A 17,381-nucleotide genomic window follows, 5' to 3' on the forward strand; every position below is an offset into this window, starting at 1 on the left:
GGCTCCGCAGCCGTCGCTTCCACGGGAGTTCACGCCATGCCCGAATCCGCCGATTCCGCTCTGGACCCCTCCGCCGCACAGCAGTCCGCCGGGCAGCCGGCGGCCCCCGGCCCCCTCGCTCTCCTCATCGCCGAACGGCTCGCCGCTTCGGATCTCGACGAGGACGCCAAGGCCGTCCTGCTCACCGCCTTCCAGGACGACGGACCGGTTCGCGGACGGATGCCGGGCGCCTATCTGCAGTCCGTCACAGTCAGCGGATTCCGCGGCATCGGCCGGACCGCACGCCTCCCGCTCACCCCCGGCCCGGGGCTCACGCTGGTCACCGGCCGCAACGGCTCCGGCAAGTCGAGCTTCGCGGAAGCCACCGAGATCGCGCTGACCGGCGACAACGCCCGCTGGCGCGGCCGCAGTGACATCTGGCGCAGAAGCTGGCGCAACCTTCACCACGGCCAGGAGCCGCAGATCGCCGTGGAGTTGCGCATCGACGGCGACCCGGAGTCCGCCACTGTGCTGCGCACCTGGCACGGAGACGACGTCGCCGACTCCGCCGCCGAACTCGACCGGCCCGGCCACGACCCCGTTCCCCTCCCGGACCTCGGCTGGCAGGAGGACTTGGCGACCTACCGTCCCTTCCTGTCGTACTCCGAACTCGGCCAGGTCATCGGCGGCAGGCCCAGCGAGATGTACGACGCCGTCGCCTCCATCCTCGGCCTGGAGCAGCTCGCCGCCGCAGACAAGCGGCTGCGCGACCTGGCCCGCGAGTACGACGCGCCCGCGAAGGAGGCCAAGGCCGAACTTCCCGCCCTGCTCGCCCTGCTGGAGAACACCGACGACCCGCGCGCCCGGGCCGCCCGTTCGGCACTCGACGGACGGCGCCCGGACCTCGCGCAGGCGGCCGAACTGGCCGCCGGGACGGGTGCGGCCGACGAGTCACTCCTGTTCGATCTGCGCCGCCGCTCCACCCTGACCGGACCCGACACCGAGGCAGTGGCCACGGCTGTGGCCCGGCTGCGCGAGACGATCGCCGCTGCCGAGGACCTGCGGGGCACCTCCGCAGAGGACGCGCTGCAACGCGCCGAACTTCTCGCTCGCGCCCTCGCCCACCACCGCGCCCACCCCGACCTCGGTACCTGTCCCGTGTGCGGCGGCGCGGCACGGCTGGACGAGGACTGGGCGCTGGAGGCGGCCGAACAGGAACGCCTCCTGCGCGCCGAGGCCGAGCAGGCCCTCACCGCACGCCGGGAACTTCACTCGGCCGGCCAGGCCGTCCGTGATCTCGCCGTGCCGCCTCCGGGCTGGCTGCCGCCCGAGATCGCCGCCGCCTGGGACGACTGGCTGCGGTGCCGTACCGTCTCCGACCCGGCCGCACTGGCGTCCGTCGCGGAGAACGCCGCACGCACCGCGGCCGACGCCGCGCGTGTCACCCGTCAGGAGGCCTCAGCGCGCCTCGCCGACCAGGACGACGCCTGGCGCGACGCCGCACGGGCGCTCGCGGCCTGGCTCGACAAGGCACACGCCGCCGAGCGGGCGATCCCGCGCCTGGCCCGCGTCAAGGCTGCCCAGAAATGGCTCAAGGCCGCCCACGACGAGATCCGCGCCGAGCGGATGCGGCCCATCGCCGAGGACGCCCAGCGCATCTGGTCCAACCTGCGCCAGCAGAGCAACGTCGCCCTCGGCCCGGTCCGCCTGGGCGGCTCCGGAACCCAGCGCAAGGTCGCCCTCGACGTGACCGTCGATGACATCGACGCCCCCGCACTCGGCGTGATGAGCCAGGGTGAACTGCACTCCCTCGCGCTCTCCCTCTTCCTTCCGCGCACCTTCCTGCCGGAGAACCCCTTCCGGTTCCTGGTCATCGACGACCCGGTGCAGTCCATGGACCCCGCCAAGGTGGACGGCCTCGCCCGCGTCCTCGCACTCCTCGCCGAACACCGCCAGGTCGTCGTGTTCACGCACGACACCCGCCTGCCACAGGCCCTGAAGTACCTGCGGCTGCCCGCCACCGTCCTCACCGTCGACCGCCGTGAGCACTCCGCCGTACGTGTCCGCTCCGGCGACGACCCCGTCAAGCAGGCCCTGTACGACGCGAAGGCGCTCGCCAAGACCCGCGACCTGCCCGGCGACGTCGTAGCGCGGGTTCTGCCCGGCCTTTGCCGCACCGCACTGGAGGCCGCCTTCCTCGAACCGGCCCGACGACGGCTCCTCGGCACGGGCCTGCCGCACGCCGAGATCGAGCAGCGCATTGCCAAGGCCCACAAGCTCACAGAACTGGCCTCCCTCGCCCTCTACGGGGAGACCGACCGGGTGGGCGAGACCATGACCGACCTCACCCGGGCCTACGGCCAGCAGGCCACCGACCACATCCGGTGGTGCAACAGGGGCTCCCACGAAGCCGTGCCCGTCGACGACGCGGAGGAGATCATCCGCCGCACCGCGGACCTCGCCAAGGCGGTGCGATCCCTGTGACCACGATCCGCCCGGCCACACCCGTACCGTCCGCACGCCCGCCCCGGCTCCCCGCAGCCCTCCCGCCCCCGCCGTCGTCCACCTCGACCCCCGAGGAACTGCTCGCGGGCGCGGACCGGTTGCTCGGCACGGCCACCGCCTCCACCACGGGCGTCTGGCCGCGCGCCGTGGCACTCCTGCTGCGCCACGCCCTCGAAGAGGCCCTGCGCCGCTACTGGCAGGCCCGCAAACCGCAGCTGGCCCGCTGCGCGCCGCACGCCCAGGCCCTGTGCCTGGAGTCCTACGCCGACCCCGACACGGCCCGCCGCTGGTCGGTGACCTGGGCCGGCCTGAGCCGGGCCTGCCACTACCACGGATACGAACTGGCCCCCACGCAGGTGGAGTTGTGTGCGTGGCGGGACGACGTCGAGCGGGTGATCGGAGCTTTGGCGCCCCGGACGCAGTGACTGATCGCTGCCGGACCCCAGGTTCTCCGTACGGGGCGGGTGGCGGACGCCGGTAGGCGGGGGGCCGGTACGGAAGGGACGCCGGGGAGAGGGAGGCGTCCCCGGCTGCCCACCCCGACCACACTCGCCCTGTCGTCATACGCGTATTACGATGCCTTCGTGGCAAAGACGCGCATCACCATCAGCTTGGAGCAGGACCAGGCCGAACGCATCAGGCAGCACGCGGAGCGGGCGGGCATGGACGTCTCGGCCTACCTGGTGCATGCCGCAACGCGCCAGATGGCCGAGAGTGATGCCATAGAGGAACAGTTCGCCGAGGTGGACGCACTCATCGCCCGCGCGGAACGGGCGGCGGACGGACTGCCCGCCGAACCCGCCCCGGAACCGGCCGCGGAACTGACGGAGCAGGAACGCCGTGAGGTCGAGGAAGCCCTGGGCCTCGTCCACGGCCGGGATCAGCAGGGCCGCCGTCCGGGACACGCCGCGTGAGCGCACGGGTGCCGGTCTACGACACGGGCATGCTCATCGCACTCGCGGACCGCAAGGCGAAGGCGGTTGCTCTCCACGAGGGACTGCGCGCGGTCCCGCACCGGGCGCTGGTGCTCGGACCGGTCCTCGCCCAGGTGTGGCGCCCCCAGCCGTCGCTGGTGCACGCCCTGTCCGGCGTCCTGAAGGACTGCACGGTCCCTCAGGCCCGTACGTCCGAGCCGCCCATGCGTGAGACGAAGGCGGGCCGTCCGGAGTGTCTGGCCTGCGCGACGGGCCCGGACCTCACGGACTGGCGGCGCATCGGCACCGCTCTGGGACAAGCAGCCCTTCCGGCGAAGAAGCGGCCGGACGCGGTGGATGCTTGGGTGGCCCTGGCAGCGGCCCGACACGGCAGCGCGGTCATCTTCACCACCGACCCGGGGGACATCTCGGCCTACCTGACGGTCCTCGCACCGACGGACGTGCACGTGGTCGCTGTCTGATGACCGAGAGTTACGCCCCGTCCCGTCCAGATGGCCGCGCAGGGCGGTGCACGAGCTTCGCCGTCGACAGGAGCGGTGCGCGGGGCTTGGCCCTGCGCAGGCTTACTCCGTGAGCGGGTGCCGAGGCGATCAGCCAGCAACGGCAACGGCCGTCCAGTGCCACGGCCTCCCCCCGCGCCGACCGCTGAACTCGCCGAGGGTCCTCCACCCGCTTCGCCATTTGCCACGGCCGTGGTACTTGGCACGGCAGGAGCAGGTACACAGAAAGCCCTGGGCGTTCTGGCAGGACGAGTTGCACCTTTCACGCGGGTTGTACTCACGGCCGATGAGGACGCTCGGGTACCTGCGGAGCAGCTCCCGACTTATGCGAGGGAAGTGAGCGCTGGCAACCGTCCAACACTCCTCGCGGCCGTCCCACCGGAACGATCGATCGCTTCCGACCCAGCCGGAGAGTTTCCGTTCGTGCTCCCACATCGTGTGAGCCGGGAACCAGACACTGAACCACCCTTTGGCGGGCAAGCCGATGGTCGGCAGGTGCTCACCCCGATAATTCGGCAGCCACTCAGGGGGCTTGAGGTACTCGGTCTTCTCCCGCAAGGCACGCCAGCGCCCTTTGTCCCCGCCCGTAATCCGCCGGCTACGTCGAGGCCCGGGCCCCCACTCGACCGACACAAGTGCGGCGAGCTGACCGGAGGCATAGCACGGGAAACGACTTATCGGCCTGTCATGGGCGACCACGCGCCCGTCCTGGTCGACCTCGATGGAGTTGCGGCACTTCAAACACGTGCGGTTGAACCCTCCGTCGCCCACAAGCACCCCCTTGGTTGCGCCGAGGGTCAGGCAGGCGAGTTCTCGGACTTCGGCGGTGCGCTGTGTGTCAGCCATGGCCACGACGTCGGGGGTGGGCCAAAGGCGCGACGACCGGCCCTCACCGCCAGAGTGGCGAGGGCCGCGTTGGCGCCACCACCAATCACAGCGCCGATACCGAACGGTGCCACTCGACCGAGAACGATGATTCCCTGCTTGGTCCCGAACTTCGTGATGAAGTTCTTCCCCAAGACCCTGTTGATCTGACGCAACGTCTCGACTGGCACCTTGGCGACAATCTGACGTCCCCAATGTTGCCCCGTCCGCTCGGCGACCTTGGTGATGGTGGCGGAGCCGCTCCCGCCGAGCATGATTCCCATGACGATCGTCCGGCGGCGCTCGACCTCGTCGATGGGGATTCCGTGGACTTCGGCGAGCGAGAGCGCGAAGAGGGCGCTCAGTTCAAGAGACGAGAGAGCCTCGCCTGCCGACAGTGCCAGTGCGACTCCCGTGCCGACGCCGGGCGCGGCTGCAGCTCCTCCAACCGCGGCACCTGTCCCGGTCAGGGCGCTGACGTACATCCGCTCCAGATTGCGGATCACCTGTGCGGGTGTCGCCTCCGGGTTCCGCTGGCGGGCCCGGGCGATGTTCTTGCGCACCAGTACGCTCTGGCTGTCGATTGCCTTGTCCAGGAGGTCGAGGACTCGCTGCCCACGTCCGTCTTCTGCCGGAACCGGTCCGTCGTGGGCGCCTGTTGTCATACCTTGCACTCCTTAGGTCGTTAGGCCCCAAGTCTCCCACTCAGGCTGCCAGTTCTGGAGCGTTTCCCGACAGTTCCTACCTGTCCAGGCTTGGAGCCTTTGCGGTCCGCCCCATCGACTGCGAGATCACCGTCGGCACCTCCCAGGGGCGCCGCACCGGCGCACACTGTCTCGTCACGACCCTGCCCCCACGCCCCAGCCGTCGGGGTTAGAGCCGCCCGCTGTGCGTGTCCGGGCCGGGGGTCTCGCGGGTGCACTCGGCCCAGACCGTCTTGCCGCCGGGCGGGTACGGCTCGACGCCCCAGCGGTTGGCGAGGGCGATGACCAGGAGCAGGCCGCGGCCGAACTCGTTGTTCAGGGGCGTTCCGCAATCCGCAGGCGGCGACGGGAGGTGCTCGCCCCGGGCGTCGGTGGCGGCGATGCGGAGCAAGCCGCCCGCCGTGTCGAGGGTGAGGGTGAGCCGGAAGTCGCGGCTGCCGACACGACCGTGAAGGGCGGCGTTGGCGGCGAGTTCGGCCACGATCTGCTCGGCGCGCTCCGTGACGCCGAGTGACACCGGCCACGCGCGGAGCTGCTCGGCGGCGAGGAGGCGGGCGAGCCGGGCTCCGCCGCGAGTGGACGACAGAAGTTGCGCGAACGTATCTACGGTGGAGTGAAGTTGGGGTGTGGTTGCGCTCATGAGGCCACGGTGACGGGTGCACTGGGGCGCGTTCCAGAGGTCCGGTCCGTACGTTGCGTCAGCGTACGGGCACATTTCGTGGACGGTACGACGGTTCATGCGTCACGCTGAGTGTCGTCGACTGTGGGACGGCGAACAGCGCGGGTACGGAACCGGAGGTGGCCGCGGATGACCGACGGCGGTGTGGTGGACGACGAAGACGTGTCGTGCGGCGAGGCGGACCGGGAGCCCGATCCCTCGGACAGCCTGCGGACCTTCGGGGCGGTCATGCAGGCACTGCGCGAGCACGCGGGGTACAGCAGAACCGAGTTCGCAAACCTGGTCAGCTTCTCCAAGCACACGGTGGAGTCGGTGGAGTTGGGGCGCCGGATGCCCGACGTGGCGTTGGTGGAGCGGTCAGAGGAGGCGCTGGGGAACACGGGGGCGCTGCGGAAGGCGTCGAAGTACGTGACACGGGGGCGCGGGGATGTCGGGCTCGCGGCATGGTTCCGGCAGTGGGCCCGGCTGGAGCGGGTGGCGGTGAGCCTGTGTACGTACGAGTGCCGGCTGGTGCCGGGGTTGTTGCAGTCGGAGGGGTATGCGCGGGCCCTGTTCGAGAACCGGCTTCCACTGCTGACTGATGAGCGGTTGGAGGCTCAGGTCGAAGCGCGGCTGGAACGGCAGAGGATGCTGCGCGAGCGGCCGACTGTGCCGCTTCACTTCATTGTGGAGGAGGCTGTTTTCCGGCGCAGGCTCGGTGGTCGTGACGTGCTGAGGGGCCAACTGGACCATGTGCTGGAACTGACGACACCCCGCAACGTGACACTGCAAGTCATGCCGACCGAGGCCGAGTTCCATGCGTGCATGGACGGCCCGGTACAGCTCCTTGAGACCCCGGAAGGGCGGCGGCTGGCGTACTCCGAAGGACAGGAGAACGGCCGATTGATCTCCGACCGCAAAGAGGTGCGCCTGCTCTACCAGCGCTATGACACACTGCGCTCGCAGGCCCTGACCCCCCAGGACTCGCGGGGCCTTCTGGAGCGACTGCGAGGAGCGCTATGAGTACGACGGAACTCGCCTGGTTCAAGTCCAGCTACAGCGGCAGCTCAGGCGACAGCTGCATCGAGATCGCCGTCACCGAACAGGCCATATGCGTACGGGACTCCAAGGACGTGACACGCCCTCACCTCGCCGTCGGCCGTGAGGAGTGGTCGCGGTTCGTGGGATTCGCGACAGAGGCGTGAGCGACACGGGTGCCGACGGCTCTCGGTGACCGGTGTGGTGGTATTGCCCTCGGTCCCGCATCGCTCAGTGCCGGTGGGGGAGACCTCTGGGTCCCCCCACCGCAGTGTGTAGCGTCAGCCGTACCCAGGTTCATCGGTGACGTCGAGCGCGGAAGGCCGCAGACACAACGTCACGGTCTCCCAAGCTCACCGGCACGGTCTCCTCCGAGTAGATCGATGTGCGCGCTGCTCGTCGGACCAACTCAGTTCTCTTCGAAACCCGTGTCCTCGAACTTCAACTGGGCGGCGTTCTCTCGGACGGTACGTACCTGCTGTTCGGTGAATCCGTCGGGAGTGCTTGCGGCGATCTCGATACGGACCTCGAGCGTGACGCCGTCGGCGGCTTCGAGGTGTGCCAGGACCTCCTGCTGGATATTGGCGAAGTCAGCAGCGGGACGGTTGGGGTTAAGAGTCTTTACACCCCAGAACCTGCGCGTGACCTTCTTCGCCGGCGGAGTCGAGGGCTGAGAGCCGGGGCCCGGCGTAGGCGTGACAGCACCGGGACTGAGAGACGGGCTGCCGCCTTCACCGCTATTGCTGCCGTCCGCAGGGGCGACCGGTTCGATCGGCGGGGTGGCCACAACCCGTGCGCGCTGGGCGACGGCTCGGGCTGGCTGGACGAGGAGTGTGTCATCGGTGACGAAGCTGGGATCGGGCCTGTCGCCATGGATCCAGAGGTTCTGGTACTCGTCGGTGGCTTCGTCGTAGCCGTCGGCGAGGGCGAAGGCGTCCTGCTGCCAGAGGAGGACGTCGGCGGCGCCGAGTACGGCCTGTTCGAGCACCTGTCGGTTGGGCAGGCGCTTGAGGTAGGGGTACTGCGTGTACCAGGACCACAGGTCGCCGAACCTCACATGCCCCTTGCCCCATGCGCTGGCCAGGGCGCCTTCAAGAGCCATGCGCACGAGCGTGGCCCCGAGCACTGGGGTGATCCAGCCCTTGGCTTTGAGCGCCGCGGTGACGCGCTCGGCGAGGCAACCACCGTCCTTGGCAATACGAGTGAAGGAGATGGTGGGCTTCTGGCCGGGCAGCTCGGTCGGGATCAGAGCTGCGGAGAAGGCCGCGCGGACACGGTCGTCGACGGCCGCGTCCAACTGGCGTGCGCGGGTGCCGGACTGCTTGCGCTGCTGGGCGCTGAGCTCAAGCTCCTCGGCCTCGTCGGCGATGGACTTCCAGGCTCGGTACTCCCGCACCACTCCTTCGAGCTCGGGGTAGGTGTCGCGATCAGCGGCGACCATGACCAGCATGTTGCGCCGCTGCCGCTGCCCGGTGCCTGCCTCCCGCAGGAGACGCGCGGCGAAGTCCGCAGCGGTGGAGGCGTCCTTGCCCCAGGTGAACTTCGGGTGCAGGACGACGAGCTTGAGCACCTCGGAATCGGGGATGTCTCCTGTGTCGAGAGGCGCGGCATATACGTCACCGAAGGAAGCCTTGGATGCCCTGGCCTTGAGGCGTTCGACGATCGTGGCGTGCACGTCGGCCTGGCTGTAGCCGGCTGCGCGGTCGGCGGCCACGCGGGAGACCGAAGCAGCCAGGTCGTACCAGGAGCGGTCACCGTCCTCGTAGAAGTACGTGGCACGCTGGCCCAGCAAGGCACGGGCATCACCGATGTGGTTGATGACGTCGCCGGGAACCGCAGTGCCCAAGCGGAGTTGCTGGATGTCCACGCCCTTGTGTGCCGAGCGCAGGGTCGGGACGGTTGCGATGAATACTGACCGGGCGACACGCCTGGTAAGGGCTCGCTGCCCGAACGACGGACGCTCGTGGTCGATCTGAACGGGGGTGGCCCCCTCGCCGTCGACGTCCTTGTCCACCACCGGCTTCCAGTTGTCATCGAGATACTTGGTGATCTCACTGAAGACCTGGGTGTCGTGGACGGGCACTGCGCCAGGGGTGATAAGCGGTGTGGTGTCATTGGCGGCCCACAGCGAGTTGATGACCACGCTCATCAGACGCAGCACGCCGCGGGTGCGCTGGAACTTCGGCAGCGTCGACCAGTCTTCGTAGAGCCGGTCGAACAACTCGGGATGGATGGGGTACGCCGCTCGGATGCGCTGCTCGTACGCGCCGGTGGTCGTCTCGCGAGGGAAGAACCCGGTGTTCTCCTGGTAGTACTTCACGTACTGCTTGGCCACCGCGGCGATGTCCGCCAGGGCCACGGCATCGGGTTCTTCGAACAGACGCCGCCGCACGATTTCGAAGGACTCGATGTTGTTAGCCGGTCGCCAGTCGTCGGCGTTCCGGCCGATGGTGTGCTGCAGGGTTTCCAGAGCGACGTGCCCGTTGGGGCCGCCTACCTCGAGCGCCGAGCCGCCGCCTCCGTTGTCCAGGGAGTCGGAGGCGGGAATAGAGACTACGAGCATGACCCCGGGGATGGACTTGGCCATCTCGGTCAGGTGCTGGGCGAAGGTGTGCTGCGTGGCGAAGGATCCGCCGGGCAGGTCGTCGCGGCCGACGAGTTGGCGGGCGTAGGCCACCCACTCGTCGATCAGGATCAGCACGCTCTTGCCGCCGGCGACGACGTCGCGCACGACGGCGTCCAGCGCGTCGCCGGGATCGGTGCCGGTGGCATCAGCCATCGCGACGCGGTCGAATGCCTCGCGATCTCCGAGCTGCCAGGCCAACTCCCCCCAGAGCGTGCGCACCTGCGTGCCGTCGTCCTTAGGGATCGGCTGGCTCGGGGAGAGCTTCGTGCCCACCAAGGTGACCCGCTTCACGTCCAAAGACCTCAGCGGATCGCCTTCAGCCGTGGGCAGGGAGGCATGCACAACGTCCTGGACAGATTGAGACAGTGCGCTTGTAGCCAGGCCTTCGGAGAACAGGTGGTACAGGGCCAGCATCGAGTGCGTCTTGCCGCCACCGAACTGGGTCTGCAGGTTTATGACAGGGCTTGCTCCGGCGTCCCCGGAGAGGCGCTTGAGCGCGCGAGTCAGCAGATCGGACAGACCGCTGGTGAGATAGGTCCGCGAGAAGAACTCAGCCGGGTTCAGATACTCCGGCGCCGCGCTGTGGCCATGGGCCACTGCATACAGGTCGGCGGCGAACTCTGCGGCGGAGAACTGCCCACGGATCACGTCGGCGTGTGGTCGGATGACCTCACGCCACGGTTTGATCGCCGTACCGGCTTGCATACCGGCCACCTTGACGGCCTGCGCCTCACGCGTCAGCCGGTTGCGGGTCTGCTTCTCGAAGACCTCCCGCTGGTGCTCCATGCGCATCTTCGCGACCGCATCGGCCTCGTCGCTGGCACCGATCACCGTCAGCAGACGCTCGATCGTGTCCAGCGCGCGGTAGGTGTCGTCCGAGGAGAACTTCTGTCCGTGGTGAGCCGCGTTCGCAGTCTCCCGCAGCTCGGAGGCCAATGCGGACTGCGGGCGCGAGAGGTCCTTCTCGAAGACTTTCCATCTCTCTGTGACTATGCGCAGCAGGAACCGCACGTCGTCACGCGAGTACGTCTTGGCTGTGCCGAACTTTGTCGCATCCTCAGCAGCGATCAGCTCAATCCAGTCCTTCCCGGCCGGGGCCTGGGCGGACATACGCATGTCGACCCACGGTCGCATGCCCTCGAGCAGTTGGTCGAAGCTGCGCAATACCTTCTCATTGTTCGTCAGCGCCATCAGATCTCCTCCCCAAAGAGCATCTCGGCCACAGCAGCCGGGCGGATCGTGGTCGACGTCGCGGAGACATCGGCCCACGCACCTCCGAGCCCATTGAACAGACTGGCGGTCGAGGCGTCCTGAGACTCCATCAGCTCATACAGGCGGGTGGCCAGGCGGTTGACCTCATCCAGGTCTACCTTCCCCTTCACCTCGGCCATGAGCCTCGCGGCCTCCTCACGTCCGTCAGTCGCGTACGCACGCGCCAGGTGACAGGTGACCTCCCACAGCGACAGCCGGTCGTCGTGGGCCGGATCCCACCGGGGGTCCAGGTCCTGCGGCTTGATCAGTGCGACCTTGCCGGCGCCGGAGGTGAGGGTTCCGCCACGGGCGATCCCATCCACCGAGAGGCCCAGGGGCACAGCCAGCGACTCGGCGTCACCGTAGGGGCGGGTGTCCCAGCCATAGGAGCGGAACCAGTCCAGACAGAACCGGGTGTCGGCGTCCAGTTCGGCGTCATGCTCATTCTGCAGGGCGTCGAAGGTCTGGTTGATCAGCGCCAGCGCGGTCTTCACCGACATTGTGGAGCCGTCGTCCTCCAGCACCCGAGAGAAGCGGGAGAACACCCCCATGCCGGGGCCGAGGATTGTCTGACGCAGATCGGCTGGCGCGATCGCCCCCTCGCGAATGCGCGGCAGCGCTTCCTCCAACTCGGCGTGCAGGGCCGACAGGAATCCCGTGCGGTCAGTGGCCGATGCTGTCTCCTTACGTGGCCGCAACGCGAGCACGATGGAAGAGGCGAGCGCGTTGGTGCCCACCGAGATCATCCGGCCGCTGCGCTCGGAGCGGACTGGCCAGGTCGCGGTGATAGTCCAGCCAGCCCGAATCATGCCCTCCAAGAGGGTGGACCAGCCGGTGCTGGCAATTCCCTCCTTTTCCAGTTCGGACTGTTTGAAGGCGTAGAACACGGTGATCGGGTATTCTGGCGATGCCGACTGTCGAGTGTGAGTAAATACCCGCTCAAATCCGTCCTCGAAGAATTTTTCTGCCTTCGCTCTTCCCCCGTGCCGATAAGGGTTGGCAACCAGCTCTTCCTTCTTCGGGACGAGCATCGTGCCGAATAGGTCCGGGTGGATACCTCGGAGGGATCGACGAAGCCAGACGTAGAAGAAGTCAGACAGATCAGAGTAGCCGATGTTGTCGTAGTAAGGAGGGTCGGTGCAGACCAGGAGGCCAGAGTAATCGCGACTAGCCGCGTCTGCCTGGTGTGAGAATCCTGGGAATTGGTCCGCAGGGACGGAGGCGAGGCCGGAAGATACCCAATCGACATGGTTTCCGAAATTTCCCACCGCGTTCGAGAGGACGTTGACTTCAATAAAGTCCCAGGTCATGGCGATAGCGTGGCGGGGGAAAGTATTCCTAACCTTCTCGACCCCGTTGATCCAGCTGCAGATCGAGGAAGACCAGTCGGCAAGCTTTGAGATTGCCATGGAAAGGTATGTTGCTACGGCGTCAGCATACGCCTCAGCTCCCATGCCGCCGCGGGCCAGGGATTCGCCGCGAGGGCGGCCGGCCGCAAGCGCGTCCCTGAGTGCCAGTTCTCGCGCCTCGGCAACTAGATCGCTGAATGTCACGAGGGCAGTCAGCTGCCTGTTAGTGAATAGATCGATGTAGTCGGTCATTCCATAGGCCTGAACTCGGAAACCGAGCGTGGCGTCGGGGAGGCTCCCCAGAGGTACTGAATCCGGCCGCGGTAGATCGGCTGACGAGATGTGATCACTGTTGGGTTTCAGGTAAATCCGGCGACGATTACCCTCGGCGATGACGGCCATCAGTTGCTCGCGCACTCGTTTAGCGCGGCCTTCCTCACGGATGTACTTGAACTCGACACCGCTGTGACACGCGATGCAGGTGGCCCCCTTACGTTCCACCGTGCCCTCGGTGTCCTTGCCAGGAGCCAGCTGCGCGTCATGCCCGATGGCGAACTCCACGCGTCGCCCACCCGGTGAAGTGGTGTCGGCTACGATCCTGTGGGTGACGTAAGCCTCTTTGCCCTTCTTCTTGCTGAGCCACCAAGAGCGGACAAGAGGCATTCGGATCCCGCAGGCGGGGTTGGGGCAGATTACGGTGCGGGCCCAGAGCCAGGCGATCACTGGTGCCTGCGTGTACTTGCCGGTGGGTTCGCCGTCTCGTCCCAGGACAGCGACCTGCGCGTCTGGGTAGTGATGTCCGATCCGCTGTTTGGCCTGGTCGCGCATCCACATGCCGTATCGGCGCACGTCCTCGGCCAGACCGGTGGCGCGAGACCATTCGGTGACCTGAGTATCGGCTGCCCCTGGGAACACAGGGGCCTGCCCCGCGAACTTCGGTGGGATTTCGATCAGTGCCCTAGTCTTGAGGGAAGGGACGGGATTGAGATCGCTGCCGCGTGCTTCGAGCCCGAGTCGCTGTGCTTCGACGGGGATGGTTCCTCCCCCGGAGAACGGGTCGAGGATCGCTGGCGGGTTTCCGTCGGTGTACTTGAGGATCGCGTCCCGAGCCTCGCGGTAGACCCTCTCGTTGTTCGTGTTCTCCCACTGCACAATCCTGCGAATAATCCAGTGCAGTCGTTCGCGTTCGGCTTTCTGTTCTTCCTCGGTGGGAAACAGATCAGGCCGTGACGAGGGGTCATCGACCAGTTGCGCGAACAGTACCGCTCGGATCGAAGCGAGAGGGCGCGGCGCCCACCACAGGTGCATCGTTGCCGGGTGTCCCTTGCGGGGGACGGACTTCTCATGGGCAGAGGCGTCGTTGATGTCCTCCAGCGGGAGAGAGACCTCGATGAGCTTGCGTCGAGGGACAGAACCTGACGGCGTTCCGGGCTGCACTGCGGTGTTCACCTGCTCAATCTAGTTTCCGCGGCGCTCGAACCGTGCCTCGGGTGGCGTTCGAGCGGATGAAGGCGTGTGGATCTTGTGCGTCAGAGGGGCTCTACACCGCGGCCCCACTCGGCCTTCCACTTGCGGCGCAGGTCGTCGACGTACTTGTCCAGGACTAAGTCGGCGAAGGGGTTGAGCACATAGCGGACCTGATCGTTCGACCCGTCAGGGGTGTCGGGGTCGACGGCGACAAGCGCGAGCCGATAGTCGGGCTCGGCGTTCTTGGCGTAGCCGACCTCGCTGGTGGTGACAGTGAAGTTGTCAGCGCCCAGCACACGCCCCTTGACCTCGATGAAGATCAGGTGGCCGTCGGGCTTGCAGGAACGGATGTCGAAGCCCTTGTTGGAGTGCGCCATCTCCTCAGGTACCCGGCCGAGCCGACGCTCGGCAGCCAGTACGGCATCTACGGCACGACGCTCGGTGATGGTGGTGTCCAGAGCGAAGCTGTCAGGTGTCGGCTGATCGCCGGCGGTGCCCGGGACGACCCCGGCGGGCAGGACGAGCGCTGCACTGATGATCTGTGGCGGGTGCACATTGACCTGGATTTCGAGGTCGAGTTCGCCTTGACGGCGTTCGAGCCTGGCCTCCAGCGACCGGGCGCGATCGCGTGCGGTGGCCGGCGAGATACGGATCTTCTTGCCTGCCGCCTGCGCCTCGGCGAGCTTGATCGACTCGCCGTCCCAGTAGTTCATCTGAGCCAGCAGCCGCTGACGCATAAGCTTGCGCGTCCGCTCGACAGCCGGGACGACGCGAGCGACGACGTCGGCGCGGTGCTCGGGCAGGCCGTACTGGATCGCCCAGCTCTGGGCGATTTTCTCAACGCCGTCGGCAAGCCAGGCCGAGGACAGCTCCGAGTTGATCGCGAGGGTCAGCGCGGTGTGCTGCTCCAGGTTCAGGTCTGTGGGCAGGGACAGGTCGAGGTACGGAGCGGGGCCTGCCTGCTGTGCGGTTCCGTCGGGCAGCACGGAGACGTACTCGAACCTCTTGCTGATTGCCGCGCCGTGCCCGTCCGAGAGCTCTTCCAGCAAGGCGAACACGAGCTGGGGAGTGGTGACGGTCCGGTCCAGGAAAGTCGCTCCACGGGTCAGCATGTCGCCGTACCTGTTCAGGATCTCGTTGATGATCGCGTCCATCAGCGGATGACCGGGCGCTATGAGCTCGGCGTCCGGGCGGCCGGGCATGATCACGGCCGAGGGCTCGAAGGTGATGCGTGCATAGCGTGGGCTGACGGTACGCCGACCTTCGCGCAAAGCGGCGGGCACCTGAGTCAGCTCGAATCGGTCTTTCTCCCGCTTGGAGGCCCGCCCACCCAGGGCACGCAGGGACTCCATGACGAAAGCCTGCACGAAATGGGGCTGCATGCGCCGGGCACGGGCCTCATCCATCTGCCGGCGCAGCTCGGCCAGCTCCTCCAGCCCGATCTCCGAGGTGGCCAGGGCGCGTTCCTTGATCAGCTCCTGGAGGCCGTCGGCTACGGACTTGTCGATGACCTGGTCCAGGTGGGCGCGGACCTCGGGCTGCTCGCCGTAGCGGATGGCTCGCATAAGCAGGTCACGTAGCGGCTCGTCCGCGAAGGCATTCTCTCCCAGGACGTCGAAGACCTTGCCGCCGTAGGCGCGACGCTGCTGCTCGATCTTCGTCAGCAGGCGCTGGAAAACCTGGCCTTCCCTGGTTTCGGAGGCCGCGAGGTTCCACAGGCGGCAGACCTCGCGCTGGCCGATGCGGTGGATACGTCCGAAGCGCTGCTCGATTCGGTTGGGGTTCCAGGGGAGGTCATAGTTGACCATCAGGTGCGCGGCCTGAAGGTTCAGTCCTTCGCCGGCGGCGTCGGTGGCGATCAGGATGTGGCAGCGAGGGTCGTTGGTGAACTTGGTTCGGGTCTCCCGACGAGCCTGTCGCGCGGTGCCGCCGTGGATGGTGCACACGGCATCCGCGTCGCCGCCCAACAGGGTGGTGATCCGGCCTGCGAGGTAGTCGAGGGTGTCGCGGTGCTCGGTGAAGATGATGATCTTGTGTGGGGCGTGGCGATCACTCCTCAGACCCTCTTCGCGGGCCTTGAGAACAAGGGAACGCAACTCCTGCCACTTTCGATCCTCACCCGAGGTACGGACCTGTTGGGCGATCTCTTCAAGACGTGCCAGGACCGCGAGCTCGGTGTCCAACTCGGCAGCCGTGCGTGCGGCGGTGGCGGCGTCCAGGACCTCGCTCTCCAGCTGCTCCAGCTCGGCGGCACCCAGCTCGTCGGAGTCGAAGTCGTCCGGGTCGAACGACAGCGTCTCGGGTGGGGGAACGAACGTGCCCGCCAGGATCTGCTCACGGTGGGCGCGCAGGCGGGCGGCGCGGCGCCGTATCGACCGGTAGATCGCCTCTGGGCTCGACGCCAGGCGTCGCTGCATGACTGTGAGAGCGAAACCCACGGTGCGTCGTCTGCCGTCGGTTCGCTCGGCCCGGTTCATCTCCGTGCGTACGTACTCGGTGACCTCTTCGTACAGACGCATCTCCAGTGGGGAAAGCGTGTACTCGACGGTCTCGGCCACCCGCTCAGGGAAGAGCGGCTTGCCCTCGAAGGTGAGCAGGTCCTCCTTGATCATCCGGCGCATCAGTCCGGTGGTGTCGGTGGAGTGCACGCCCTGGCGGTACTGCCCAGCGAACCTGTCGGGGTCCAGCAGCGCGAGGAAAGTCTGGAAGTTGGCTTCCGACCCCGAGTGAGGGGTCGCGGTCATCAGCAGGAAGTGTCGGGTGATCCTGCCGAGCAGCTGGCCGAGCTCGTAGCGGCGGGTGCGCTTGAGTTCGTTGCCGAACCATGAGGCACTCATGCGGTGGGCCTCGTCCACGACGATGAGGTCCCATTCCGACTCTGCGAGGATCGTCTGCCACTCTTCGTTGCGGGCGAGCTGGTCCATGCGCGCGATCAGCATGGGGTTGCGCCGGAACGGGTCGCCATCGCGGTCGGCCTCGGCGAGATCGCGTGTCAAGATCGCCATCTCGATCCCGAACTTCTCCGCGAGTTCGGTCTGCCACTGCTCGACCAGCCCACCGGGGGCGACGATCAGGCAACGCTGCACATCTCCACGCAGCAGCAGCTCCTTGAGATACAGACCCGCCATGATCGTCTTTCCTGCGCCAGGATCATCTGCCAGCAGGAAGCGCAGGGAGCCGGCTTGGGCCAGCAGGGTGCCGTAGACGGCGCGGATCTGGTGGGGCAGCGGGTCGATGTCGCTGGTTTCCACGGCCAGCATCGGGTCCGACAGGCCCGCGTGCCGCATGCGCAGCGCTTCAGCCGCAAGACGGAACTGTTCAGGGTCGGCGTCGAACGACCACCGTGAGCTCGATGCTTCACGCCGCAGCCCGGGGAGGTCTTCGGGGAAGAGCACCTGGTCGAACAGGTGCCCGGAGTCGTCGCGGACCGTAATTTGAAGAGCGTCACCGACCGGCGTGGCGGCCACGACGGTAACCGACCCCGAGGCCAATCCGGTCAGGCGAA

The 17,381-nt window shown here is 67.3% G+C and carries 11 protein-coding genes; 6 read left to right on the forward strand and 5 right to left on the reverse strand.

The features are described from left to right. The first annotated feature begins 36 nt into the window (after nt 1-36). From SGFS_RS40330 to SGFS_RS40345, 4 genes are all read left to right on the forward strand, one after another. Nucleotides 37-2,463 (forward strand): AAA family ATPase, encoded by a 2,427-nt coding sequence (locus tag SGFS_RS40330; RefSeq protein ID WP_286257219.1) that lies wholly within the window; start codon nt 37-39, stop codon nt 2,461-2,463. Next, on the forward strand, nt 2,460-2,909 hold the full coding sequence (locus SGFS_RS40335; RefSeq protein WP_286257221.1) for a hypothetical protein: 450 nt from the start codon (nt 2,460-2,462) through the stop codon (nt 2,907-2,909). Before SGFS_RS40330 ends, SGFS_RS40335 begins: the two co-directional genes overlap by 4 nt. A 159-nt stretch (nt 2,910-3,068) precedes the next feature. Next, nucleotides 3,069-3,398: a plasmid mobilization protein gene (locus tag SGFS_RS40340; protein WP_286257222.1), complete on the forward strand. Its 330-nt coding sequence runs from the start codon at nt 3,069-3,071 to the stop codon at nt 3,396-3,398. Then, nucleotides 3,395-3,880, forward strand: a complete 486-nt coding sequence (locus tag SGFS_RS40345) for a hypothetical protein (protein ID WP_286257223.1) — start codon at nt 3,395-3,397, stop codon at nt 3,878-3,880. The genes SGFS_RS40340 and SGFS_RS40345 overlap by 4 nt, the downstream gene beginning before the upstream one ends. Nucleotides 3,881-4,716: 836 nt before the next feature. Here the strand turns inward: SGFS_RS40345 and SGFS_RS40350 are convergent. Together SGFS_RS40350 and SGFS_RS40355 are read right to left on the reverse strand one after the other, a co-directional pair. Further along, on the reverse strand, nt 4,717-5,448 hold the full coding sequence (locus SGFS_RS40350) for a hypothetical protein (protein ID WP_286257224.1): 732 nt from the start codon (nt 5,446-5,448) through the stop codon (nt 4,717-4,719). Between the two features lie 208 nt (nt 5,449-5,656). Next, nucleotides 5,657-6,127 carry an ATP-binding protein gene (locus SGFS_RS40355; RefSeq protein WP_286257225.1) on the reverse strand — a complete coding sequence of 157 codons (471 nt, stop codon included), beginning with the start codon at nt 6,125-6,127 and terminating at the stop codon, nt 5,657-5,659. Nucleotides 6,128-6,295: 168 nt separating this feature from the next. On the opposite strand from SGFS_RS40355, the gene SGFS_RS40360 reads away from it, so the two are divergent. Next, complete coding sequence (locus SGFS_RS40360) at nt 6,296-7,168, forward strand: helix-turn-helix domain-containing protein (protein WP_286257226.1); 873 nt, start codon at nt 6,296-6,298, stop codon at nt 7,166-7,168. Beyond that, nucleotides 7,165-7,350, forward strand: coding sequence for a DUF397 domain-containing protein (locus tag SGFS_RS40365; RefSeq protein ID WP_286257227.1), 186 nt, complete (start codon nt 7,165-7,167; stop codon nt 7,348-7,350). The genes SGFS_RS40360 and SGFS_RS40365 overlap by 4 nt, the downstream gene beginning before the upstream one ends. A 242-nt stretch (nt 7,351-7,592) precedes the next feature. On the opposite strand, the gene SGFS_RS40370 is transcribed toward SGFS_RS40365, so the two are convergent. The 3 genes from SGFS_RS40370 to SGFS_RS40380 form a co-directional block, all read right to left on the reverse strand. Further along, entirely contained in the window at nt 7,593-11,000 is a 3,408-nt protein-coding gene (locus SGFS_RS40370; RefSeq protein ID WP_286257228.1) for a Swt1 family HEPN domain-containing protein, read from the reverse strand. Then, nucleotides 11,000-13,858, reverse strand: coding sequence for a DUF1156 domain-containing protein (locus SGFS_RS40375; RefSeq protein WP_286257229.1), 2,859 nt, complete (start codon nt 13,856-13,858; stop codon nt 11,000-11,002). Before SGFS_RS40375 ends, SGFS_RS40370 begins: the two co-directional genes overlap by 1 nt. 80 nt (nt 13,859-13,938) lie before the next feature. Continuing rightward, a complete protein-coding gene (locus SGFS_RS40380) occupies nt 13,939-17,343 on the reverse strand; it encodes a helicase-related protein (protein WP_286257230.1) in 3,405 nt (1,134 codons plus the stop codon). Between the last annotated feature and the right edge of the window lie 38 nt (nt 17,344-17,381).

The organism is Streptomyces graminofaciens (assembly GCF_030294945.1).
Lineage (GTDB): Bacteria > Actinomycetota > Actinomycetes > Streptomycetales > Streptomycetaceae > Streptomyces > Streptomyces graminofaciens.

Coding starts and splice junctions, on each gene's coding strand:
- SGFS_RS40330 (WP_286257219.1), top strand. CDS start 37: ATGCCCGAATCCGCCGATTCCGCTCTGGACCCCTCCGCCGCACAGCAG.
- SGFS_RS40350 (WP_286257224.1), bottom strand. CDS start 5,448: ATGACAACAGGCGCCCACGACGGACCGGTTCCGGCAGAAGACGGACGT.
- SGFS_RS40355 (WP_286257225.1), bottom strand. CDS start 6,127: ATGAGCGCAACCACACCCCAACTTCACTCCACCGTAGATACGTTCGCG.
- SGFS_RS40360 (WP_286257226.1), top strand. CDS start 6,296: ATGACCGACGGCGGTGTGGTGGACGACGAAGACGTGTCGTGCGGCGAG.
- SGFS_RS40365 (WP_286257227.1), top strand. CDS start 7,165: ATGAGTACGACGGAACTCGCCTGGTTCAAGTCCAGCTACAGCGGCAGC.
- SGFS_RS40370 (WP_286257228.1), bottom strand. CDS start 11,000: ATGGCGCTGACGAACAATGAGAAGGTATTGCGCAGCTTCGACCAACTG.